The organism is Nocardioides sp. Root140 (assembly GCF_001426745.1).
Classification (GTDB): Bacteria; Actinomycetota; Actinomycetes; order Propionibacteriales; family Nocardioidaceae; genus Nocardioides.
This window is the reverse complement of the sequence record NZ_LMFI01000010.1, coordinates 1,570,117-1,592,389: the sequence shown is the minus strand read 5'-3', so window position 1 is coordinate 1,592,389 and position 22,273 is coordinate 1,570,117. Positions and strand designations below refer to the sequence as shown.

At 70.3% G+C, this 22,273-nt stretch carries 17 protein-coding genes; 6 read left to right on the top strand and 11 right to left on the bottom strand.

The features are described 5' to 3' along the window. Nucleotides 1–2 precede the first annotated feature (2 nt). Genes ASD30_RS17940 through ASD30_RS17925 form a run of 4 tightly spaced genes read right to left on the bottom strand, consistent with a single transcriptional unit; the run spans nucleotide 3 to nucleotide 5,561 of the window. Entirely contained in the window at nucleotides 3–1,091 is a 1,089-nt protein-coding gene (locus ASD30_RS17940; RefSeq protein ID WP_056684430.1) for a hypothetical protein, read from the bottom strand. A 42-nt stretch (nucleotides 1,092–1,133) separates the two neighbouring features. After that, nucleotides 1,134–2,051, bottom strand: a complete 918-nt coding sequence (locus tag ASD30_RS17935) for a hydroxymethylglutaryl-CoA lyase (protein WP_056684427.1) — start codon at nucleotides 2,049–2,051, stop codon at nucleotides 1,134–1,136. Next, complete coding sequence (locus tag ASD30_RS17930; RefSeq protein ID WP_056684425.1) at nucleotides 2,048–3,964, bottom strand: acetyl/propionyl/methylcrotonyl-CoA carboxylase subunit alpha; 1,917 nt, start codon at nucleotides 3,962–3,964, stop codon at nucleotides 2,048–2,050. Before ASD30_RS17930 ends, ASD30_RS17935 begins: the two co-directional genes overlap by 4 nt. 4 nt (nucleotides 3,965–3,968) lie before the next feature. Further along, the gene (locus tag ASD30_RS17925) at nucleotides 3,969–5,561 is read right to left on the bottom strand and encodes a carboxyl transferase domain-containing protein (RefSeq protein ID WP_327152741.1); all 1,593 of its coding nucleotides are present in this window, start codon (nucleotides 5,559–5,561) and stop codon (nucleotides 3,969–3,971) included. 117 nt (nucleotides 5,562–5,678) lie between these two features. On the opposite strand from ASD30_RS17925, the gene ASD30_RS17920 reads away from it, so the two are divergent. From ASD30_RS17920 to ASD30_RS17910, 3 genes are all read left to right on the top strand, one after another. Then, a complete protein-coding gene (locus ASD30_RS17920) occupies nucleotides 5,679–6,224 on the top strand; it encodes an SACE_7040 family transcriptional regulator (RefSeq protein ID WP_056684422.1) in 546 nt (181 codons plus the stop codon). A 42-nt stretch (nucleotides 6,225–6,266) separates the two neighbouring features. Then, a complete protein-coding gene (locus ASD30_RS17915; protein WP_056684418.1) occupies nucleotides 6,267–6,845 on the top strand; it encodes a class I SAM-dependent methyltransferase in 579 nt (192 codons plus the stop codon). Between the two features lie 273 nt (nucleotides 6,846–7,118). Further along, nucleotides 7,119–8,030, top strand: coding sequence for an MBL fold metallo-hydrolase (locus ASD30_RS17910; RefSeq protein ID WP_056684415.1), 912 nt, complete (start codon nucleotides 7,119–7,121; stop codon nucleotides 8,028–8,030). Nucleotides 8,031–8,126: 96 nt separating this feature from the next. On the opposite strand, the gene ASD30_RS17905 is transcribed toward ASD30_RS17910, so the two are convergent. From ASD30_RS17905 to ASD30_RS17890, 4 genes are all read right to left on the bottom strand, one after another. Then, nucleotides 8,127–8,828, bottom strand: a complete 702-nt coding sequence (locus ASD30_RS17905; protein WP_056684412.1) for an SWIM zinc finger family protein — start codon at nucleotides 8,826–8,828, stop codon at nucleotides 8,127–8,129. Next, on the bottom strand, nucleotides 8,825–11,548 hold the full coding sequence (locus ASD30_RS17900; RefSeq protein ID WP_056684408.1) for a DEAD/DEAH box helicase: 2,724 nt from the start codon (nucleotides 11,546–11,548) through the stop codon (nucleotides 8,825–8,827). The genes ASD30_RS17905 and ASD30_RS17900 overlap by 4 nt, the downstream gene beginning before the upstream one ends. Nucleotides 11,549–11,667: 119 nt before the next feature. Then, on the bottom strand, nucleotides 11,668–12,774 hold the full coding sequence (locus ASD30_RS17895; RefSeq protein WP_056684405.1) for a hypothetical protein: 1,107 nt from the start codon (nucleotides 12,772–12,774) through the stop codon (nucleotides 11,668–11,670). A 51-nt stretch (nucleotides 12,775–12,825) separates the two neighbouring features. Further along, nucleotides 12,826–14,280, bottom strand: a complete 1,455-nt coding sequence (locus ASD30_RS17890) for a M28 family peptidase (RefSeq protein ID WP_082563923.1) — start codon at nucleotides 14,278–14,280, stop codon at nucleotides 12,826–12,828. 158 nt (nucleotides 14,281–14,438) lie between these two features. Here ASD30_RS17890 and ASD30_RS17885 point away from each other — a divergent pair, with 158 nt between their 5' ends. The 3 genes from ASD30_RS17885 to ASD30_RS17875 all read left to right on the top strand — a co-directional run bounded on the left by ASD30_RS17885 (nucleotide 14,439) and on the right by ASD30_RS17875 (nucleotide 17,803). Continuing rightward, nucleotides 14,439–15,563, top strand: a complete 1,125-nt coding sequence (locus ASD30_RS17885; RefSeq protein ID WP_056684402.1) for a GTP-binding protein — start codon at nucleotides 14,439–14,441, stop codon at nucleotides 15,561–15,563. Between the two features lie 30 nt (nucleotides 15,564–15,593). Next, complete coding sequence (locus ASD30_RS17880; RefSeq protein ID WP_056684399.1) at nucleotides 15,594–16,088, top strand: glutathione peroxidase; 495 nt, start codon at nucleotides 15,594–15,596, stop codon at nucleotides 16,086–16,088. Between the two features lie 158 nt (nucleotides 16,089–16,246). Then, on the top strand, nucleotides 16,247–17,803 hold the full coding sequence (locus ASD30_RS17875) for a DHA2 family efflux MFS transporter permease subunit (protein WP_056684396.1): 1,557 nt from the start codon (nucleotides 16,247–16,249) through the stop codon (nucleotides 17,801–17,803). A gap of 104 nt (nucleotides 17,804–17,907) precedes the next feature. On the opposite strand, the gene ASD30_RS17870 is transcribed toward ASD30_RS17875, so the two are convergent. From ASD30_RS17870 to ASD30_RS17860, 3 genes are all read right to left on the bottom strand, one after another. Then, a complete protein-coding gene (locus tag ASD30_RS17870; RefSeq protein WP_056684393.1) occupies nucleotides 17,908–19,368 on the bottom strand; it encodes a hypothetical protein in 1,461 nt (486 codons plus the stop codon). A gap of 116 nt (nucleotides 19,369–19,484) precedes the next feature. Next, entirely contained in the window at nucleotides 19,485–21,620 is a 2,136-nt protein-coding gene (locus tag ASD30_RS17865) for a RecQ family ATP-dependent DNA helicase (protein ID WP_056684390.1), read from the bottom strand. Nucleotides 21,621–21,686: 66 nt separating this feature from the next. Then, nucleotides 21,687–22,178 (bottom strand): glutathione peroxidase, encoded by a 492-nt coding sequence (locus ASD30_RS17860; RefSeq protein WP_056684388.1) that lies wholly within the window; start codon nucleotides 22,176–22,178, stop codon nucleotides 21,687–21,689. Between the last annotated feature and the right edge of the window lie 95 nt (nucleotides 22,179–22,273).

Here is a 22,273-nt window from a genome sequence, read left to right as displayed (position 1 = left end):
CGTCACCGCTGCCGCATCTGCTCGGCGCGCGCCTTGAGGCGGGCACCGATCTCGCGTGAGGGGTCGGGACGACTGGCCGCCTCGCGGGTCATCACCGTGAGCGCACTGACCGCGGCCTTGGTGATCGCCTTGGCCCGGACCTCGTTGGGGTCCTCCGGCAGGTCCGCGGGCGGCTCTCCGGAGCGCAGGTCGGCCAGGTCGCCGACCACGTCGACGCCGACGCGCTCGGCCCACGCGATCCACCGCTCGGCCTCACCCTGCGCCCAGGCGTAGTGGGCCGGCGGGAGCTGAACCTTGCGCGACCGGCGCCGCCCGAGCTCACTTCGGTCGAGCATCGTCTGGATCAGCTCGTCGTGGGACGCCGTGCTGCGGGTGGTGCGGTCGAGCTGACGGTTCAGCCGTCGCAACAGCTCCGTCTCGGCGACGCCGAGCCCCGCGTTGGAGCGCTCGCTGTCGAGGGGCGCCCACGTCGGGTCGACCCCGAACGCGGTGCAGAAGCGCTTCCAGAGCAGGTTGGAGTCGGTGCGTCCCTGCGGGACGGTGACCACGTGGAGGCGTTCGGGAGGGAGGCTCCTCCCCCACGCTTCGAGCACGGCCGGCAGGTCGAAGGCCTTCATGAACCAGGGGCTGCCGTGCTCGGCCTTGGCCAAGAACCGCTCGAAGGTCCACCTCCGGCCCTGCTTGACGCTCTCCTGCCACGCGGCGGGCAGCTGGCGGACCATGTCCCGGGCGCTGTAGACCACGTGGATCTCGCTGTCGGACAGGTCGTTCATCACGCGGGCGATCTTGTCGGCCGGTGCCGGCGCGAGGATCTCGTGGCTGATGATCACCGTGCCGCTGCGCCGGCGTACCTGCTTGAGCATGGTGGCCCAGGAGCCGTCCGCGTGCCCCGAGGGTCCGCCCCAGTCCTGGCCGAGGAGGTCGAGGGCCGCACGGAAGTGGAACAGGGTCGGATCGGCGAAGAGCCGCTTGTTCGGGAAGTGCACACCGTGGCCGGTCAGGCCGCGGGCGTTGAGCGCCAGCCTGTCCTGCACATAGGTGGTGCCGGTCTTCGGCGCCCCAATGTGCAGGTAGACCTTGCGCTTGCTCATGGGCGGCATTGTGCCGCACGCGTCATGACAGCACCGCACCCGTCATGACAGCGCGGTGACCACCCGCGAGGGGCTGGGCCGTCCGAGGTGTCCGGCCATCCAGGTGCTGGTCGCGACCAGCGCCTCGAGGTCGACCCCGGTCTCGATGCCGAGTCCGTGGAGCATCCAGACGAGGTCTTCCGTGGCCAGGTTGCCCGTGGCGCTCTCGGCGTACGGGCAGCCGCCGAGGCCGCCCGCGCTGGCGTCGAACGTCGTCACGCCGGCCTCGAGCGCGGCGTACGCGTTGGCCAGCGCCTGGCCGTAGGTGTCGTGGAAGTGGACCGCAAGGTGGTCGACGCCGAGGCCAGCTTCGTCGAAGGCGCCGATCAGCCGCTTCACGTGGCCGGCGGTGCCGACGCCGATCGTGTCGCCCAGGCTGAGCTGGCTGGCGCCGAGGTCGAAGAGCCGCTTGCCGACGCCGACGACCTGCTCGACCGGCACGTCGCCCTCCCACGGGTCGCCGAAGCACATCGACACGTAGGCGCGCACGTCCATGCCGGCCTCGCGGGCCCGGCGTACGGTCGGCTCGAACATCGCGAACTGCTCGTCGAGGCTGCGGTTGAGGTTCTTGGTGGCGAAGGTCTCCGTGGCGCTGCCGAAGATAGCGATGTGCTTGAGACCCAGCTCGAGCGCCCGGTCGAGGCCACGCTCGTTGGGCACCAGCACGGGCAGCTCCGGATTGGCCAACCCCTCCATCAGCTCCTTGGCGTCGGCCAGCTGCGGCACCCACGTGGGGTGCACGAAGCTGGTCGCCTCCACGATCGGGAGCCCTGCGTCGAGGAGCCGCCGGATGAACTCGGCCTTCACCTCGGTCGGCACGATCGCCTTCTCGTTCTGCAGGCCGTCGCGGGGTCCGACCTCCCAGATGGTGACCCGGTCGGGCATCGGCGAAGAGCTCTCGACGCGTTGCGGTTGCCTCATGCGCTTGCCTCCACTTCGAAGAGTACGGCGCCCAACGGCACCTGCTCGCCGACCTTCGGGTGCACGGCGACGACGGTGCCGTCGAAGGGCGCCTTGAGGGCGAGCTCCATCTTCATCGCCTCCATGGTGCCGAGCACGTCGCCCTCCTTGACCTCCTGGCCGCTGGTGGCGTTGACCGCCAGGACGGTGCCGGGCATCGGGGCGAGCAGGGTGCCGTCACCGACCACGGGCCCGTGGTCGCCGAACACGTCGGGGCGTTCGAAGTTGAAGCGCTGCCCACGCAGGGCGACGTCGATACCGTGCTCCTGGGCGTTGACGACGGCGTCGATGCGTTGGCCGTCGACCCGCAGGCTGGCGACGTGGTCGGCCATCGAGCGCTCGACCACACGGGTGTCGTCGACCAGTCCTGCGGCGCGGTCGACGCGGACCACCTGGTCGAGCTCGACCAGGGTGGGTACGGCGGGGCCGCCGTCACGCCATCCGTCGGCCATCAAGGGTCCGGGCCTCTCGACCAGGCGGGCGATCGCCACGTCGGTCCACGCCGCGATGGTGCGGGCCAACGACGGATCCGGCGCAGTCGGCGGGTGGCGGTCGAGCCAGGCCGAGTCGATCTCCGCGTCGCGGAACGCGTCGCTCTCGGCGATCTCGCGCAGGAAGCCGGTGTTGGTGGTCAGGCCCAGGATCGAGGTGCGCTCGAGCGCCGTGACCAGCTGGCGACGGGCCTCCTCGCGGTCCTTGCCGACGGCGATCACCTTGCCGAGCATCGGGTCGAAGCTGGTGGAGACGACCTGGTTGCTCTCCAGCGCCGCGTCGACGCGCATGCCGTCCCGGGTGCCCTCGAACGGCGGCACCGGCCAGCGCACGAGGGTGGCGTTGCCGGCCTGGGGAAGGAAGCCCGAGTAGGGGTCCTCCGCGTAGACGCGGGCCTCGATCGCGTGGCCGTCGAGCCAGAGGTCGTCCTGCGTGAACGGCAGCTCCTCGCCCGACGCGACCGCCAGCTGCACGGCCACGAGGTCGACCTTGTCGCCGCTCGGCGTACAGGCCACGACGGACTCGGTGACCGGGTGCTCGACCTGGAGGCGGGTGTTCATCTCCAGGAAGTAGGCCTCGCCGGTGTCGGCGTCGAGGAGGAACTCGACCGTTCCGGCGTTGACGTAGCCGACCTGCTTCGAGAGGGCGACCGAGGCGCCGGTGATCAGCGCACGGGTGGCCTCGTCGATGGTGGGCGCGGGGGCCTCCTCGAGCACCTTCTGGTGGCGCCGCTGCGTGGAGCAGTCGCGCTCGAAGAGGTGGACGACGTTGCCGTGGGAGTCGGCCATCACCTGCACCTCGATGTGGCGACCGCGCTCGACGTACTTCTCGATCAGCATGGTGTCGTCGCCGAACGACTTCGCGGCCTCACGCTTCGCGGCGGCGACCGCGGCCTCGAACTCGTCGGCCGCGCGCACGATGCGCATGCCCTTGCCGCCCCCGCCGGCCGCAGCCTTGACCAGGATCGGGTAGTTCATCGAGGCCGGGTCGTCGTCGATGCCGTAACTCGGCACGACCGGCACGCCGGCCGCGATCGCGACCTCGCGAGCGGCGTCCTTGCGGCCCATCCGGTCCATCACGTCGGCGCTCGGGCCGACCAGGGTGAGCCCGGCCTGCTCGACCGCGCGGGCGAACTCTGCGCGTTCCGACAGGAAGCCGTAGCCCGGGTGGATGGCCTCGGCGCCGGAGTCCTTCGCGGCCTGCACGACCGCGTCGATGTCGAGGTAGGCCTCGACCCGGACGGCGTGGTCGGCCTCACGGACGTGCGGCGCCGTGGCGTCGAGGTCGGTGTGGATCGCGACGGTCCGGATGCCGAGGGCGCGGGCGCTGCCGATGACGCGCAGCGCGATCTCGCCACGGTTGGCGATCAAAAGAGTCTTCACCTGTTCACATCCTGAAGATTCCGTAGGAGGGCTCGGGCACCGGCGCGTGCGCGGCGGCGGCCAGGCCCAGGCCGAGCACGCGGCGCGTGTCGGCGGGGTCGATCACGCCGTCGTCCCAGATGCGCGCGGTGGAGTAGTAGGGCGAGCCCTGGGCTTCGTACTGGTCGCGGATCGGCGCCTTGAACTGCTCCTCCTCGTCGGCCGACCACTCGCCGCCCTTGGCCTCGATGCCGTCGCGCTTGACCGTGGCCAGCACGCTCGCGGCCTGCTCGCCGCCCATCACCGAGATGCGCGCGTTGGGCCACATCCACAGGAAGCGCGGGTCGTAGGCCCGGCCGCACATGCCGTAGTTGCCGGCGCCGAACGAGCCACCGATGACCACGGTGAACTTGGGTACGACGCTGCACGCCACCGCGGTGACCAGCTTGGCGCCGTCCTTGGCGATGCCGCGGTTCTCGTACTCGCGACCGACCATGAAGCCGGTGATGTTCTGCAGGAAGACCAGCGGGATCTTGCGCTGGTTGCACAGCTCGATGAAGTGCGCGCCCTTGAGGCTGGACTCGCTGAACAGGATGCCGTTGTTGGCCACGATGCCCACCGGGTGACCCCAGATGCGGGCGAAGCCGCAGACCAGCGTCTCGCCGTAGTACTGCTTGAACTCGGTGAACCGGCTGGCGTCGACGACGCGGCGGATCACCTCGCGGACGTCGTACGGCGTGCGGGTGTCGCTCGGCACCACGTCGTACAACGTCTCGGGCGCCTCGTGCGGCTCCTCCGGCTCGAGCACCTCCCACGGCGTGGAGGTGGGCCTCGGCACAGTCTCGATGATGCCGCGCACGATGGCCAGCGCGTGGGCGTCGTCGTTGGCGAGGTGGTCGACCACGCCGGACTTGCGGGCGTGCACGTCGCCGCCGCCGAGGTCCTCCGCGGTGACGACTTCCCCGGTCGCCGCCTTCACCAGGGGCGGGCCGCCGAGGAAGATCGTGGCCTGGTTCTTCACGATCACGGTCTCGTCGGACATGGCGGGCACGTAGGCGCCGCCGGCGGTGCACGAGCCCATCACCGAGGCGATCTGCGGGATGCCCTCGCCGCTCATGTTGGCCTGGTTGAAGAAGATGCGGCCGAAGTGCTCCTTGTCGGGGAAGACGTCGTCCTGCATCGGCAGGAACGCGCCGCCGGAGTCGACCAGCGAGATGACCGGGAGCTTGTTGGCGCGGGCGATCTCCTGCGCGCGCAGGTGCTTCTTGACCGTCATCGGGTAGTAGGTGCCGCCCTTGACCGTCGCGTCGTTGGCGATGATCACGCAGGTGCGGCCGCTGACCTGGCCGAGGCCGGTGACGATGCCGGCGCTGGGCACGGCGTTCTCGTCACCCTCCTTGCCGTACATGCCGGTCGCGGCCAGGGCACTGAACTCGAGGAAGGGACTGCCCGGGTCCAGGAGCCTGTTGACCCGCTCGCGCACCAGCAGCTTGCCGCGGTCGGTGTGCTTGGTGCGGGCCGCCTCGTTGCCACCGGCGCCGTCGTTGCGTACGGCGGCCAGGCGGTCGCGCAGCTCGTCGACGGCAGCCCGCAGGCCTCCGGACTCGGTGTCGGTCACGTGCCCTCCCAGAAGATCTTGTTGGTTAATGATCATTAACCGTTGCTTAGGCTACGACACAACCGAGGATTGCGCACCCTCGTCGTCCTGAACAGTGCGTGGCCTACTCTGTCGCGCATGAGCCGACGCGAACAGATCCTCGCCACCGCGGCGACGCTGTTCGCCGAACGTGGCTTCCACGGGGTCTCGGTCGGCGAGCTCGGCGCAGCGTGCGGCATGAGCGGCCCCGCGCTCTACAAGCACTTCCCGGCCAAGGACGCGATCCTCGCCGAGATGCTGGTCGCGATCAGCGAGGAGCTCCTCAGCGTCGGGCGCTCTCGAGTGGCCGCGTCGACCGACCCGCGCTCGGCCCTGGAAGCGCTGATCGACTGGCACATCTCCTTCGCGTTGGCCAACAAGGCGCTGATCGTCGTACAGGACCGGGACTGGGCCTCGCTGCCTGCCGAGGCGCGCGAGAAGGTCCGCACCCTCCAGCGGTCGTACGTCGACCTGTGGGCCGGCGAGCTGCGCAAGGCCGACGACTCGTTGACCCTGGTCGCGGCCCGGGCCAGGGCCCACGCCACGTTCGGCCTGCTCAACTCGACGCCGCACAGCGCCTTCCTGCCGGAGAAGGAGATGCGCCGACTGCTCCAGGACATGGCCGCCCGCGCGCTCGGCCTCTGACCGAGCCGGGTGGCCGTCCGTCGGCGTGGGAGACTCGGGAGCGTGAGCACCAGGTGGTTCGACGAGCGGTCCCTCGAGCAACGTGAGGACTACAGCCAGCGGTTCGTGAAGATCGCGGCCCAGGGCAAGGACGTCGACGGCGAGGCCAGGTTCACCGACGCGATGGCGAAGCGCGGCTCCCGGATCCTCGATGCGGGCTGCGGTGCCGGACGGGTCGCCGCCGCACTCGCCCGGGTCGGGCACGACCTGGTCGGCGTCGACGCCGATCCGCTGCTGATCGAAGCGGGCCACGAGCAGCACCCCGACGTACGCCTGGAAGTGCTCGACCTCGTCGACCTGACGCCGTCGCTCGGCACCTTCGACGTGATCGTGTGCGCCGGCAACGTGATGGTCTACGTCGACCCGGGCTCCGAGCCGCGGGTGCTGGCGGCGATGGCCTCTGTGCTGGTGCCGGGCGGCCGGGCGGTGTTCGGCTTCCACCTCGACCGGCCCTACTCGACCTCCGATCTCGACCGTGACGCGTCCGCTGTCGGTTGGACCCTCGAGCACCGCTTCGGCACCTGGGAGCTCGATCCCTTCACCGATGCCTCCGACTGGGCGGTCTCGGTCTACCGCGGTTGACCCGGCCCGTCGTCCAGCCCGAGCCAGCCGTCGACAGGCGCTGAGCGGATCCCCGGCCTCGCGCGTAGGTCCCCAGAGAGTCCATCGCGCGCTCGGTCGGCCGGGCCGATTGGCCTCGAATGCTGACCGCAGAGGGGGCCAATCGGATCGGCAGATGCAGCGAGACACCGACCTGGCCGTCGCCGTGAGCCCAACGCACACCCGACAGCACGCCCGCTGCGGAAGGACGTCGACACGGTCCTCCTCGGTCGGTCCAAGGTCTAGCCTCGGGCCATGCGCCTTCGCTTCGGACGCCCGGACCTCGCCCAGTACGCCGACCGGTTCGACGTACCTGCTGCGGACAGTGACCTCTCGGTGACCTTCCTGGGAGTGGCCACCCTGCTGGTCAGCGACGGCGAGACCTCGTTGATGACCGACGGGTTCTTCAGCCGGCCGAGCCTGCCCAGGGTGGCGCTGCGCGCGTTGAACCCGGACGACTCACGCATCGACACTGCGTTGAACCGGGTCGGCGTCGACCGACTGGCCGCCGTACTGCCGGTGCACAGCCACTTCGACCATGCGATGGACTCCGCCGTCGTCGCTGAGCGCACCGGTGCGCAGCTGGTCGGCGGCACCTCGACCGCGAACATCGGGCGCGGCCACGGACTGCCCGAGTCACGCATCGACGAGGTGGCGCCGGGCGACTCGCTGACCTTCGGCGACTTCACGCTCACCCTGGTCGAGAGCCACCACTGCCCACCGGACCGCTATCCGGGCACGATCGACACTCCCGTGGGTACGCCGGCCCGCGCGTCGGCGTACAAGTGCGGCGAGGCGTGGTCGACGTTCATCCGGCACGCGTCGGGGCGTTCGGTGCTCGTCCAGGGCAGCGCCGGGTTCGTCCCCGGTGCCCTCGCAGAGCAGAGCGCGGACGTCGTCTACCTCGGCGTCGGTCAGCTCGGGGTCCAGTCCGAGGAGTACATGACCACGTTCTGGCAGGAGACGGTGCGCGCGGTGGGCGCCCGACGCGTGGTCCTGATCCACTGGGACGACTTCTTCAGGCCGCTCGACGAGCCGATGCGGGCACTGCCCTACGCCGGTGACGACCTCGACGAGACGATGCGGGTGCTCGACCCGTTGGCGCGTGCCGACGGCGTCGACCTGCACTTCCCGACGGTGTGGCGTCGCGAGGACCCCTGGGCCTGAACCGACCACCAAGAATCCACGGTTCGGACGTCCAGAACCCACGGCTCGCGCATCAAGAATTGCAGGTTCGCGACGCAAGGATTGACGGTTCGTGGGTCAGAGGAGGTGGTCGACGTCGGCGCCTTCTTCGAGCAGCTCCAACACGCGTGCGGCCCGAAGGGCAGCATCGACTCCCACGTCGACATCCGCGAGAAGCTCGGGGTCTGCGCCGCCTTCCGCTGACTGGGGTTCCGTCTCGGCGCTCTGCACCTGGCGGGCGTGCAGCTGGGCGAGCAGCTCCTCGCGCGGGAGGCCGCGCAGGTGGAGCAGGGCCAGGGCGTCGTCGTCGATCAGCCAGGTGAACTGGGTCAGCACGGCGAGGCCGTGCACGCACGGCTGGGCCCACGCCTCGCAGCTGCACTCGGCCGACAGCTCCCCGCCGTACGGCAGCAGCTCGACGCCGGCGTCCTCGGCGTCCTCGACCAGCTGGTGCGGGAGGTCGCCGTCGAGCAGCCGGGCGATGCGCCCGGACTCGGCGGCCACCAGCTCGACGAACGTGGCGATGCCCTCACCCGACAGGGTGGGCATCGCGATCTGGACCGTCCAGGCGTCGTCCCCCTGCTGCACCGCGGCGAAGAGGCTGCCCCGGTCGAGGGTCAACGCGCCGACGTGCCCGCCCCGGGCCAGGGCTCGGCCGGTGCGCAGGTCGGTGAGGTGGTAGGCCGCCTCCTCGACGGCCCGCGACCAGGCCTTGCTCCACCACGGAGCTGACCTGGTCGAGCGGCGCGGGGCGAACCGGGGATGGGTGACCGCGCTCAATCGGTGCTCCGCAGGGTGACCAGGTCGCGCAGGTCGTCGTTGCTCAGCTCGGTCAGCGCCGCCTCGCCGCGGGCCAGCACCGAGTCGGCCAGTGCCCGCTTGCGGGTCAGCAGCTCGGCGATGCGCTCCTCGATCGTGCCGCGGGTGATCAGCCGGTGCACCTGCACCGGCCGGGTCTGTCCGATGCGGTAGGCCCGGTCGGTGGCCTGCTCCTCGACGGCGGGGTTCCACCAGCGGTCGAAGTGGATGACGTGGTCGGCCGCGGTCAGGTTGAGCCCGGTGCCGCCGGCCTTGAGCGAGAGCAGGAAGACCGGCACCTCGCCCCGCTGGAAACGGTCGACCATCGCCGAACGCTCCTGCACGAGCGTGCCGCCGTACAGGAACTGGGTCGGGACGCCGGTGTGCGCCAGGTGCTGCTCGAGCAGCCGCGCCATCTGCACGTATTGGGTGAAGATCAGCACCGCGCCCTCCTCGGCGAGCACGGTGCCGAGGAGCTCGTCGAGCAGGTCGAGCTTCTCGGAGCGACCGGCGAGGCGGGAGCTGGCCTGCTTGAGGTAGTGCGCCGGGTGGTTGCAGATCTGCTTGAGCCCGGTCAGCAGCTGGAGCACGAGGCCGCGGCGGGCGTGCTCGTCGGCCTGCTCGATGCGCTCCATCGACTCGCGCACCAGCGTCTCGTAGAGCACCGCCTGCTCGCGGGTGAGCTGGAGCGGGTGGTCGGTCTCGGTCTTGGCCGGCAGCTCGGGCGCGATCCCGGGGTCGGACTTGCGACGGCGCAGCAGGAACGGCTCGATCAGGTCGGCGAACTGGCGCGCCTTGGTCGGCTCGAGGCCGGACTCGATCGGGCCGGCCCACACCTTGCGGAACGCGTTGCGCGAGCCGAGCAGCCCGGGGATCGCCCAGTCGAGGATCGCCCACAGCTCGGTCAGGTTGTTCTCGACCGGGGTGCCCGACAGGGCGATGCGGGCCTGGCCGTCGATCGTGCGCAGCGCCCGGGCCGTGGAGGACTGCGGGTTCTTCACGTGTTGCGCTTCGTCGGCGACCACGAGGTCCCACTCGACACCGGCCAGCTCTCGCTTGCCCTTCGGCTGTCCGTCGGCGCGCATCGTGCCGTACGTCGTGAGCACGAAGCCCGATTCCAGCCCCTCGAGGGTGCGCTGGCCGCCGTGGAAGCGGCGTACGTCGACTCCGGGGGCGAAGCGGTTGATCTCGGCCTCCCAGTTGCCCAGCAGTGAGGCCGGGCAGACCACCAGCACCGGTCCGGTGTGGCCGCACTCGAGTCGGTGCAGGTGGAGCGCGATCACGGTGATCGTCTTGCCCAGGCCCATGTCGTCGGCCAGGCAGGCACCCAGGCCGAGGGAGCTCATCTCGGCCAGCCAGGTCAGGCCGTGCAGCTGGTAGTCGCGCAGCGTGGCCCGCAACGCGGATGGCGCGGCGAGCGGATCGCGGGTGGCGGCAGTGCGGATGCGCTCGCGTACCTTCTCGAGCGTCGCCCCGACGATCACCGACGTGTCGACCTCGTCGACGGCGATCGTGCCGGTCAGGGTGGCGGCCAGGGCCTGGGCCGGCCTGGCGGTGCTGATCAGCCGCTTCTTGGCCCGCTTGGCGACCTTGGGGTCGACCAGCATCCAGTTGTCGCGCAGCTTGATCACCGGGCTGGTGGCGGCGGCCAGCTCGTCCATCTCGGCCTCGGTGAGCGGGTCGCCGTGCAGGGCCACCTGCCAGTTGAAGCTGAACAGCGCGTCGGTGCCGAAGAGCCCGTCGACCAACGGCTCCTCCTGCTTGCCGCCCCCGGGCCGAAGGACCGCGCGGGTGGTCAGGTCACGCCCGAGCGAGCGTGGGAAGAGCACGTCGACCCCCCGGGCCTGGAGCGCGCTCAACCCGTCGTCGAGCAGGCTGGCGACCTCGATCGAGTCGAGGGTGATCTGGTCGGGGACGCGCAGCTCGAGGAGTCGCTCGAGCACCGGCCAGGCCTCGGCCGCGGCCCGGAGCGCCTGGCTGGCATGGATGTGGGCGCGCGAGCCGAAACCGTGGGTGGCGTCGGCCGGGCGCTCGGTCCACAGCCGCGCGGCGTCGGCGAAGTGGAGCGGATTCTGCTCGTCGTGCACCTGGAGCACGAGGCGCACGGAGCCGCCGATCAGCTCCTCCTCGTCGGCCTCGATGCGCAGCCCCAGGGAGACGAGGTGGGGCAGGTCGTCGGGCCGGGCCAGCCGCGACACCCGCTCCTGGATGCGGGCGGTGACGTCGGCGTGCGGAGCCCTGCGCTTCAGGCCGCCGGGACCTCCACTGCCGATGCCGGTCGGGCGCGCGGGTCGTCGTACGGACGTGGAGGACGGGGCGGAGCGGGCCATCGCGTCGGCGACGGCGTGCACCACGCCTCGCACCAGGCCCAGCGGGTCGGTGGTGCCGTCGTGGTCGCGGGACTCCGCGAGCAGGCGCAGCCGCTCCTCGTCGGCGTGCTCGAGCGTCGCGATGCGCCAGCCGCCGATGCCGGGCTCGAGCTTGCCGGCAGCCACGAACTGCATGCCGAGCAGCGCCGCACCGGCCAGCAGACCCACACTCGGGTGCACGTCGTCGCGGCCGCGGGCCCGGGTCAGGACCGGAAGGGCGGCCCGCATCGGCAGGCTGACCGTGCGCCGGTCGTCACTGAACTCGACCACGCTGTCGCGGGCCGGGTCGGCGACGTGGAAGGTCGCCGGTCCGGTGACGGGGACGAAGCTCAAGCGGGGCCTCCCAGATGGCCGAGGTGCGGGCTGCCGACGTTAGCCGGTGCAGCCGACAGTGTGCCGTGCCCGCACAAGCCACCTCGTCCCTGTCGCCGCCGGGAAGCGAACGAGTCTGCTCAGACGGGAGGCCGGGCCGGCGCCTGGCGGTTGTTCGGCAGCATCCCCAGCGCCCGGCCGACGGCCAGCGCGAGACCGATGGCGCCGAGCGCGGCCAGCACGACACCCCACCAAGTCGGGTGCTCGACCGCGAGCGCGAACGTGGCAGCGGGAAGGATCGAGGTCAGCATCGCCAGGATGAGCACGCGGTAGCCGTCGTGGCCGCGCAGCCACCAGGCGGCCGCCCAGACGAGCGTGAGGATCGCTCCGAAGACGAGCAGGAACCACACGTCGTTGGTGTAGGGGTTGTCCGGCTGCTTGGGCTCCCCTCCGTCCATCTCGTCGAACCCGGAGAACGCCATCGACACGGCAGCGATGGCGACGAGCGCCACCAGCGTGACCGCGTAGGCGCCGACCGCGAAGGCACCCACGATGAGCGCGGTCAGGTCACGGGTGGGCAGGAACCATCCAGCGACGGTGATCATCAGTGTGAAGACGAGGACGACGAGGCCGAGGGCGATGCCGAAGTTGTCGCCGTCGATGTCGTCGACGCCGTAGGTGTCGTCGAAGACCTGCACGTAGAGCAGGAAGATGCCGACGATGGCTGCGACCACGAACGCGGGCTGGCGGATCAGGTAGTAGCCGCCGGCGCAGAGCGCCACGATGACCACGCCGACGCCGTAGACGGCAAAGTCGTTGTCGTCCAGGCCGACGCCGATCATCTGGCCCACTCCGATGGCCCCGAGTGCACCGGGCCACGACATCAGGTTTGCCTTGCGCGCCGGGTCCTGCACGAGGAACCACCCGGCGGCGGCACCGGCCAGGAGGACGACTGTGGCACCGATGCCGACCAGGTAGTTCGACCAGTCGATGTCGCCGTCCTCGCGGGTCCACACGGTGGAGACGGCGACGGCCGCACTGAGCAGCGCCGTGCCGAAGACCACCAGGAGTACGTCGGGACGCAGCCACACCGGCACCAACGAGTTGGCGAAGAACGGCGCGCGTCCTCCGCCGGCACGCGTGGCGTCCAGCGCAGCCTGGGCCTGGTCGGGAGACAGCTGTCCGGCGGCCACGAGCTGGTTGAGCGCCTGGTACGTCGGGTCGTGCTGCTGCGGCATCTGCGTCATGACAGAACCTTCCCCCGGTGGCGCAGCGATCAAACGCGCGCCGCGCCGAGGTCACCCGGCAGAAGTGAGGGACACGTCGTCGAGCACGAAGTCCGTGGCCAGGTATGCGTCCTCTGTTCCCACGAAGGTGACGGTCACCGACTGCCCGGCGTACGCCGACAGGTCGAGCGCGATGCTCCGGTAGTCGCCTGCGTCGAGGTTCGACCACGTGCCGAGCGTCGTGGAGCCGGCCTTGACCCGGAGCGTGTCGTAGGCCTGGCCGGTGGTGTCCTCGTCGGTGTCGACCCTGAGCCAGAACGTGAGCCGGCCGGCGTCGGGCACGGTGACGGTCTGCGCGACGCTGTCGGTGTGCGCCCGGCCGTAGCCGTTGAGCCACGCCTTGCCCGAACCGCCGTGCGCGGACTGGTCGAGATCGGTGCTGACCACGCCGTTGGTGGCCTGCCATCCGGTGGTGCCGTCCTCGAAGCCGCCGTTGGTGATCGCGTCGTCGCCGGTCGGCGGCTCCGTCGTGCCGCCACCGAAGTCGTGGTCGGCCCACGCCCACAGGGTGTCCGCGATCAGGTCGGCGTTCAGGTCGAGTGCCGCGGTGTCGAGGTTGTCGATGTCGTCGCAGGCGGAGTGGTAGCACGGGTCATAGGCCTGCCCGGCCTGCCCGCCCCATTTCGCGGCCTGCGTCGAGGTCTTGGTGCCCTCGGCGCCGGAGAACGTGCCGGCGGTGGGAATGCCGCGTTGCATGAACGCGGCGTGGTCGGAGCGACCGTCGACGTCGATGTAGTCGGAGTCGATGCCGGCCGCGTCGTACGACGCGGTCAGGCTGTCGCGCAGCTCGGTGCCGTTCGCGTCGTCGTCGTAGACGAAGTAGCCGGGGTTCGGCGAGCCGACCATGTCGAAGTTGAAGTACGCCGCCAGGTCGTCGACCTCCACTGTCGAGAGGCTGTCGACGTAGTGCGTGGAGCCGAGGAGACCGAGCTCCTCCGCGCCCCAGAATCCGAAGCGCACGTGGTTCGCCGGCTCCGCGCCGCTCTGCGCGAACGCGAGGGCGCTGGCCAGGATCGCTGCGGAGCCGGTGCCGTTGTCGTTGATGCCCGGCCCCTCGTCGACGCTGTCGAGGTGGCCGCCCATCATCACGGTGTTCGTCGTGTCGCCGCCCGGCCAGTCGGCGATCAGGTTGTACGACGTACCGGCCCGGGTGCTGAACGACTGCACCTCGGTGACGAACCCTGCGGCGTCGAGCTGGGCCTGGACGTAGTCGAGCGAGGCGCGGTAGCCGGGCTGCCCGGTGTAGCGGTTGCCGCCGTTGGCCTCGGCGATCGACTGGAACTCCTCGAGATGCGTGGTCACCGCGCTGAGCGGGATGTCCGGCGCGTCCGCCACGGCTGCCGGCTGAGGGTCGACAGTGGCGCCGCCGGGCAGGGCGGTGGCGCTGCCGGGCAGGGCAAGTGCGACTCCGGCGGCGAGGGTCGCGATGCCGGCCAGGGCCGCGATGCGAGTGCGTGCGGGTGTCATGCGGTGGATCCTCCCGAGAGGGGATGGCCGTCACCTCGACGGCCGGGTCGAGCCCAACACTCGGGTCTGGGCCGGAGTCCGGCAAGGCACCCGACCCCGTTAACTTTTGCCGCATCTCGGGTTGTGTTTGAGAACCATTCTCATTTAGGGTCAGGGCCATGCGTTCGTTCACCAGCCGCCAGACTCCCGTCGTCGTCCTTGCCGGCCTCACCCGTGAGGCCCAGGAGCCGGTCGAAGCCAGCCTCGCGTTCACCCTGCCCGACTCGGCCCTGGCCCGCTTCGAGCTCGACGTGATGGGCCAGACGATCACCCGGGTCGTCTCCGACGCGACCGGCATCCTCGAGCGGGAGACCGTGCCCCTCGACCACGCGTGCCTCTCCTGCGCACTGCGCCACGAGATCGTGCCGACGCTGGCCCGCCTGTCCGAAGCGGGTCGCTGGGCCTCACTGGTGCTGAGCCTCCCGCCGGCCGCCCACACCTCGGCACTCACTGCGGCCCTGCCGCCGATGCTCGAGCGCCGGCCCCTGCTGACCATGGGCGCGGTCGTCGCCGCTCTCGACGGGTCCCGCCTGCTCGACGACCTGTGCGGCGACGATCTCCTGCGCGAGCGCGACGACCAGCGCCACGCCGGCGACATCCGCGCCGTGGGCGAGGTGCTGGTCGACCTGCTCGGCGCTGCCGACCTGCTGGTGCTCGACGGCGCCGCTGACGACGTGGCCCGGGCCCTGGTCGACGAGGTGCGCGCCCCCGGCGCCGTGCTCGTCCCCGAGTGCACCGAGCTGACCGTCGGGCAGCTGCTCACCCCGGGCACCGCCCCGTCGTCGTACGACGCGCAACAGCCGGCCTTCCTCCCCGCCCGGGTCGACGAGGACGGGGTCACCGACTGCACGTCCCCCGCGGCCGAGGAGGCAGGCGTCTGGACGGTGATGCTCGACTCCTGGCGGGCCTTCCACCCGCAACGACTGATGGACTCGATCGAGTCCCTCGGCGGTCACTCCTACATCGGTCGCGGCACCTTCTGGCTGCCCACCCATCCCGACAGCGTCGCGCTGTGGGCCGGCTCCGGTGGCCAGCTGAGCATCGGCACCGCCGAGCACCGCCCGGTCCGCGGGCCGCGCACGCGCCTGGTGATCACCGGATGCGACGAGCGGCGCGACCAGGTCCTCCACGACCTCGACGCCGCCCTGATGACGGACGCCGAGCTGGCCGCCGGCCTGGCCCGCTGGGTCGGTCGCGACGACGGCTTCGGCCCGTGGCTGGGTGCCCGCTCGGCCAGCGCCTGACTCCTTCCGGACTCCGGCTAGGCTCGCCGCATGAGCATCCTCGACGCCCCCATCGCCCGCCTCGACGGCACCAGCGCGACCCTCGGCGAGATCACCGGCGGCAAGCCCGCGCTGCTCGTCAACGTCGCCTCCAAGTGCGGTCTCACCCCGCAGTACACCGCCCTCGAGCAGCTGCACGAGCAGTACGCCGACCGCGGCTTCTCGGTCATCGGCATCCCCTGCAACCAGTTCGGCGGCCAGGAGCCCGGCACGTCGGACGAGATCGCCGAGTTCTGCTCCGCGACGTACGGCGTGACCTTCCCGATGACCGAGAAGGTCGAGGTCAACGGTGACGGCCGGCACCCGATCTACGCCGAGCTGGCCAAGGTGCCCGACGAGGAGGGTGAGGCCGGCGACGTGCAGTGGAACTTCGAGAAGTTCCTGATCGCCGCCGACGGCAAGGTCATCTCGCGGTTCCGTCCCGGCGTGACCCCCGACGACCAGCGCCTCGTCGACGGCGTGGAGCGGCTCACCTCGGGTTCCTGAGCCTTGCAGGTTTCCCCGGTGCACCGGGGAAACCTTCGCTCCCCACGGGACATCTGCCGTGGGGAGCGATTGTCTTCCGTGGGAGGTGAGTGAGGTCACGCCCCCGGACAGACAAAAGTAGGGTGCGCCGGACCTGAGCGCTTCCGTATTCTTCTTGGGTGTCTACAACCATCCCGGAGCCCACCGCCGCTCCTCAAGACGACAAGCTCGACAAGAAGGTCCTGATGGTGGCGGGTGTGGTCGTGCTCGGCGCGATCATGTCCATCCTCGACATCACGGTCGTCTCTGTCGCACTCGAGACGTTCCAGAACGACTTCGACGCCACCTCGGCCGAGGTTGCCTGGACCATGACCGGCTACACCCTCGCCCTGGCCTCGGTGATCCCGTTGACCGGCTGGGCAGCCGACCGCTTCGGAACCAAGCGCCTCTACCTGATCGCGGTGACCCTGTTCACCGCCGGGTCCGTGCTCTGCGCGACCGCAGGCGACCTCAACACCCTCGTGCTCTACCGCGTCCTCCAGGGCCTCGGCGGCGGCATGCTGATGCCGCTGGGCATGACGATCCTGACCCGCGCCGCCGGCCCGCACCGCGTCGGCCGCGTGATGGCCGTCCTCGGCATCCCGATGCTCCTCGGACCGATCTTCGGCCCGATCCTCGGTGGGCTCCTGATCGACAAGGCCTCGTGGCACTGGATCTTCCTGATCAACCTGCCGTTGGGCATCCTCGCGTTCGTCTACGCCCAGATCGTGCTGCCGAAGGACAACGTCGAGCCGTCGGAGACCTTCGACTGGCTGGGCATGATCCTGCTCTCCCCCGGTCTGGCCGCCTTCCTGTACGGCGTCTCGTCGATCCCCGAGGCGGGCACCATGTGGGACCGCGAGGTGCTCATCCCCGCCGGAATCGGCGCCGTGCTGATCATCGCGTTCGTGCCGTGGGCGCTGAACAGGCGCAACATCCACCCGCTGGTCGAGCTGCGGCTCTTCCAGAACGTGCAGATGACGATCGCCGTGGTCGCCATGGCGCTCTTCGCGATCGCCTTCTTCGGCGCCAGCCTGCTGTTCCCGCTCTACTTCCAGCAGGTGCGTGACGAGACCGCGCTGGGTGCCGGGCTGCTGCTGGCCCCCCAGGGCATCGGCGCGATGATCACCATGCCGATCGCCGGGTTCATGGCCGACAAGCGCGGTCCCGGCAAGGTCGTCATGGTCGGCATCACGCTGGTCACGATCGGCATGGCGATGTTCACCCAGCTCGACGACGACACGTCGTACGCCTACATCCTCGGCTCGCTGTTCGTGATGGGCCTCGGCATGGGCTCCACGATGATGCCGATCATGAGCTCGGCGCTGGCCACGTTGACCGACCACAACATCGCCCGTGGTTCGACGCTGATGAACATCACCCAGCAGGTCGCTGCCTCGATCGGTACGGCGCTCTTCTCGGTGATCCTGACCAACGAGATCAAGGGCAGCCGAGACGCCGGGATGTATGTGTTCCTCAGGTCCAAGCTCTCTCAGGCCTCAGGGGAGAAGGCCACCCAGCTGAAGGCGCAGCTCGACGCCATTGCTCCTGACGCACTGCCCGACCTGGCGTCCGCGTTCGCGACGGTCTTCATCGTCGGCACGGTCCTGGTCGGCTGCGTGCTGATCCCGTCGTTCTTCCTGCCCCGCAAGCCCCCGGAGAAGCCGGTCGACCCGACGGCGATGGTCGGCCACTGAGGTCTGGGCTCACGCTGCACTGACAAGGATGCGATCCGCACTCACCTGGTGACTGCGGATCGCATCCTTTGCCGCATTTCGGCTGGACAGGTCGGCTGCAGGCCTCAGACCGGCACCTCGTGGCCCGGCCCCCGGTGCACCGGCGGCGGAGGCGGCGGCGCCGGCATGCTGCCGTCGTCCTTGCGCATGTCGACGAGTTCGGCCGAGTGGTTGCGCATCTTGTTCTCGGAGTCCTGGTCGGCGTCGGAGTAGGCGTTGGCGGCCGCGTCGAGCTGCACCCCTGCGTCACCGATGATGATGCCGTTGTCGCCGATGATGTCCTGGAGCATCGTCACGCAGTTGGCGTACTGGTCGGCGGCCCCGGTGTAGCCGTAGCCCAGCCCGGCGACGCGGTTGCGGGTGGCCGAGGGTGAGTTGATCGCGCAGGCGCTCGAGGCAGTGCGGGCATCGCCGGCGGCGTCGATGCAGGTCTGGGCGAACGAGCGCAGGTCCTTGATCTCCGAGACCTCGAACTGGTCACCCCGCACGCCCACGTCGTAGGGGTCGGTCGATCCGAGCAGGGCATCGGCACCCGTGCCGATGAAGGCGGTGCGCACGTGGAGCTTGTCCTGGAGCGCCTTGAGGTCGGTGTGGATCGCGTGTTCGGCGTCCCAGATCTCGTTCTCGAAGGTGGTCAGCCCTGCGTCGAGCCTGGAGAAGACCGCGTCGGGAGTCTCTGCGCCGAAGCTCAACTCCTTCGCCTGCTTCTTCTCACCCTTCATGGAATCGGCGACGGCGAGGCTCCCGACGGCGGCGGCCAGGGCCACCTGCCCGGCGACAGGGATGGCCACGCCGACCACACCTGCCGCGGCGGCGAAGATCGCAAGCGCGACCTTGTCGTCGGGCTCCGGGCCGTCGGCACCCTTCATCGCGGACACGGCGTGGTCGGCGGTCAGGGCGATCTGCTCCCGCGCCTTGGTCCACATCGCCTTCTCACGCTCGATGTTGCCCTTGAGCATGGCCAGGGCAGCGAACTGGTTGGCGAGGTTGGCGGGCCAGGTCTTGAGGTACTTGTCGCGGAACGCGGTCGCCGCCGCACCCGACCAGCCGAGCATCTTGCCGCTCTCACTGCCCACCTGCCACAGGTGGTAGTCGAGGTTGGTGCCCTCGAACCTGGTGTCACCGATCTTGAAGCCGCCACCGTTGAGCGTGGTGCCGGTCAGGTCCAGGTCGGACGACTCCCGTGCGAAGTGTTCGGGGTAGGGCATGCCCAGGTACTTGTCGAACAGGGGTGGGATCGCGGTCTCCCACTTCGACTTCCAGGCCAGGAAGGTGCCCGACGGGTCGAGAGGGGGCGTCACGCCGTTGTCGTGAGACGTGCGGATCACCGCGCCGGTCGACCAGTCGAACTCGACCTGGCATCCGAGTGCGGGTCGCGCCGCGAAGGTGTACGTGACGCGTGTCGGGTTCTCCTGATCGTCGGCCAACCAGTTGTTCGGGAACTTGGTGGCAAGGCGCATTTCGGCGAGGATCGCCTGCGTCACGATGTCGTCCACGGTGCTGGCGAGTGCGTCGTACGTCGACATGGGGTTCCTTCCCGAGACGGAGCGTCAGCTCCCGGTGTGCGTCCGGGGTTCCGGACACACAGGAGGTGACGCCGACACTCCGGGAAAAGTTCGCGAGCGCCTGCCGACCGGGTGGATCAGGCCTGCGTGCCCAGGGCCAGCGGGTGTACGTCGGTCGCGCCGGCCTGCCTGAGCGCACGGGCCGCGATGGTCATCGTCCAGCCAGTGCCGACCAGGTCGTCGAGCAACAGGATCGGACCGGCCGGGATCTCGCCCTGCAGCGCGTAGCGCCGCAGCACGGCGGCCACCCGCTGGGCGGAGTTGGCGGACCCGTGCCCGGGCTCGACCGACGGGTCGACGATCGCGAAGCGGCCTACGACCGGCACCTGGAGGAACCGGGAGAGCCCGTCGGCGAAGTCGGCGGTGAGCGCTGCCTTGCGCTGGGACTCGACGAAGACGATGCCCGCGACCTGCGGCCGCCAGTCGCCGAGGACCTCGATGACGGCCTTGACCAGGGGCACCGGCACCGGGCCGTCATCGGCGTCGTCACGGAACAGGTCGCGCAGGGCCTGCCCGTAGCCGAGGTCGGTCAGCCGGGCCACCGCGCGTCCGGTCGACGAGGCGTCGGCGATCTTGCCCTTGAGCTCGATGCCGAGGTTGGCCAGGGCTGTCGGCCACATCTTGCGGGGCGCGATCTCGACACCGGGTCTGGTGAGCTGGGTGCGCGCCTCGTCGAGCGAGGCGTCGGAGACCTCGGAGTCGAAGGAGACGCCGCCACAGTTGTCGCACCGCCCGCACGCAGAGCCGACCTCGTCGTCGAGCTGGCTGCGCAGGAACGTCATGCGGCACTCGGTCGAGGAGATGTAGTCGAGCATCGCCTGCTGCTCGCGATCACGCGCGGCCTTGACCCGGTCGTAGCGCTCCTGGTCGTAGCTCCACGCCTGGCCGGTGGACACCCACCCGCCCTGGACCCGCTGCACGGCACCGTCGACGTCGAGCACCTTCAGCATCATCTCGAGGCGCGAGCGGCCCAGGTCGACGTACGTCTCGAGGGCCGGGGTGCCGAGCGGCTTCTCGGAGCCCTCGAGGGCGGAGAGCACCTGCCGCACCTGCGGCTCGGGCGGGAAGGCGAGGGAGGCGAAGTACTTCCAGATGTCGCGGTCTTCGATGGCGGGCAGCAGCACGACGTCGGCCCGCGGCGTGCCGCGTCCGGCACGGCCGACCTGCTGGTAGTAGGCCACCGGTGACGAGGGCGCGCCGACGTTGATCACGAAGCCGAGCGTGGCGTCGAAGCCCATGCCGAGCGCGCTGGTGGCGATCAGCGCCTTGACCCGCCCGGCGGCGAGGTCGGCTTCGAGCGCCTCGCGCTCGGTGGTCTCGGTCTGCCCGGAGTACGCCGCGACGGTGTGGCCGCGGGCCCGCAGGAACGCCGCGATCTCCTGGGTCTGGGCGACGGTGAGGCAGTAGATGATGCCGGAGCCGGTGAGCGAGCCGAGGTGGTCGGCCAGCCAGCCCAGGCGCTGCTCGGCGGTCCTGAGCCTCACCACCGCGAGATGCAGGGACTCACGGTCGAGCGAGCCGCGCTGCACGAGCACGCCCGGCCCCGAAGGCTCGCCCTCGCTGACCGCCAGCTGCTCGGACACGTCGAGCGTGACCCGCTCGTTGGCCGTCGCCGTGGTGGCCAGCACCGGGATGCCCGGGCGCAGGTCGGAGAGCATGGTGCGGATGCGCCGGTAGTCGGGCCGGAAGTCGTGGCCCCAGTCGGAGATGCAGTGCGCCTCGTCGACCACCAGCAGGCCGGTGGTCGCGGCCAGCCGGGGCAGCACGTTGTCGCGGAACGACGGGTTGTTGAGCCGCTCGGGCGACACCAGCAGCACGTCGACCTCGCCGGCGTTGATCGCCGTCTCGATGCGCGTCCAGTCCTCGTTGTTGGTCGAGTTGATCGTCACCGCGTGGATGCCGGCGCGCTCGGCGGCGGCGATCTGGTTGCGCATCAGGGCGAGCAGCGGCGAGACGATCACGGTCGGCCCCGCTCCCTGGGCACGCAGCAGCGCGGTGGCCACGAAGTAGACCGCGGACTTGCCCCACCCGGTCTTCTGCACGACCAGGGCTCGCCGCTTGTCGACGGCGAGCGCCTCGATGGCCGTCCACTGGTCGTCGCGCAGCTCCGCGTCGTCGCTGCCCACCAGCGCCTTGAGGTGGCGTTCGGCGTCGGCGCGCGCAGAGCGGCGTACGTCGTCGGGGGCGGCGGTCTCGACATCGGGGGAAGTCATGTCCGCATGTCTACCAGCGGCCCCGGACAGTCCGTGACCGCCGTCCACAGGGTCAGGCGGCCGGGCTCAGGCGACCAGCGCCTTCTCGATGTCGGCGCTGATCTTCTCCGGCTTGGTGGTCGACCCGTAACGCTTGATCACGGTGCCGTCCTTGCCGACCAGGAACTTGGTGAAGTTCCACCGGATCTTCCTGCCCAGCGCGCCGGGCTTCTCCGCGCGCAGCCACTGGTAGAGCGGGTGTGCGTCGTCGCCGTTGACCTCGACCTTCTCGAAGATCGGGAAGGTGACCCCGAAGTTCCGCTCGCAGAAGCTGCCGATCGCCTCCGCGTCTCCGGGCTCCTGGCCGCCGAACTGGTTGCAGGGGAAGCCGAGCACGGCCAGGCCTTGGTCGGCGTACGCCTCGTGCAGCTCCTCGAGCCCCTTGTACTGCGGGGTGAAGCCGCACTGTGAGGCGGTGTTGACGATCAGGGCGACCTTGCCGGCGTACGCGCTCAGCGGCTGGTCGGTGCCGTCGAGCAACCTGGCGTTGAAGTCAGAGAGGGTGTGCGGGGAGGGCATGCGGGACTCCTTGTCCGATTCGGCGGGCAGTGGTCATTCGGCACCGACCGCTCATTGGATGGGCCCCGCGGGAAATGCGCCGAGCCCCGGTCGGG

Coding starts and splice junctions, on each gene's coding strand:
- ASD30_RS17940 (WP_056684430.1), bottom strand. CDS start 1,091: ATGAGCAAGCGCAAGGTCTACCTGCACATTGGGGCGCCGAAGACCGGC.
- ASD30_RS17935 (WP_056684427.1), bottom strand. CDS start 2,051: ATGAGGCAACCGCAACGCGTCGAGAGCTCTTCGCCGATGCCCGACCGG.
- ASD30_RS17920 (WP_056684422.1), top strand. CDS start 5,679: ATGAGCCGACGCGAACAGATCCTCGCCACCGCGGCGACGCTGTTCGCC.
- ASD30_RS17910 (WP_056684415.1), top strand. CDS start 7,119: ATGCGCCTTCGCTTCGGACGCCCGGACCTCGCCCAGTACGCCGACCGG.
- ASD30_RS17895 (WP_056684405.1), bottom strand. CDS start 12,774: ATGACGCAGATGCCGCAGCAGCACGACCCGACGTACCAGGCGCTCAAC.
- ASD30_RS17890 (WP_082563923.1), bottom strand. CDS start 14,280: ATGACACCCGCACGCACTCGCATCGCGGCCCTGGCCGGCATCGCGACC.
- ASD30_RS17885 (WP_056684402.1), top strand. CDS start 14,439: ATGCGTTCGTTCACCAGCCGCCAGACTCCCGTCGTCGTCCTTGCCGGC.
- ASD30_RS17880 (WP_056684399.1), top strand. CDS start 15,594: ATGAGCATCCTCGACGCCCCCATCGCCCGCCTCGACGGCACCAGCGCG.
- ASD30_RS17870 (WP_056684393.1), bottom strand. CDS start 19,368: ATGTCGACGTACGACGCACTCGCCAGCACCGTGGACGACATCGTGACG.
- ASD30_RS17865 (WP_056684390.1), bottom strand. CDS start 21,620: ATGACTTCCCCCGATGTCGAGACCGCCGCCCCCGACGACGTACGCCGC.
- ASD30_RS17860 (WP_056684388.1), bottom strand. CDS start 22,178: ATGCCCTCCCCGCACACCCTCTCTGACTTCAACGCCAGGTTGCTCGAC.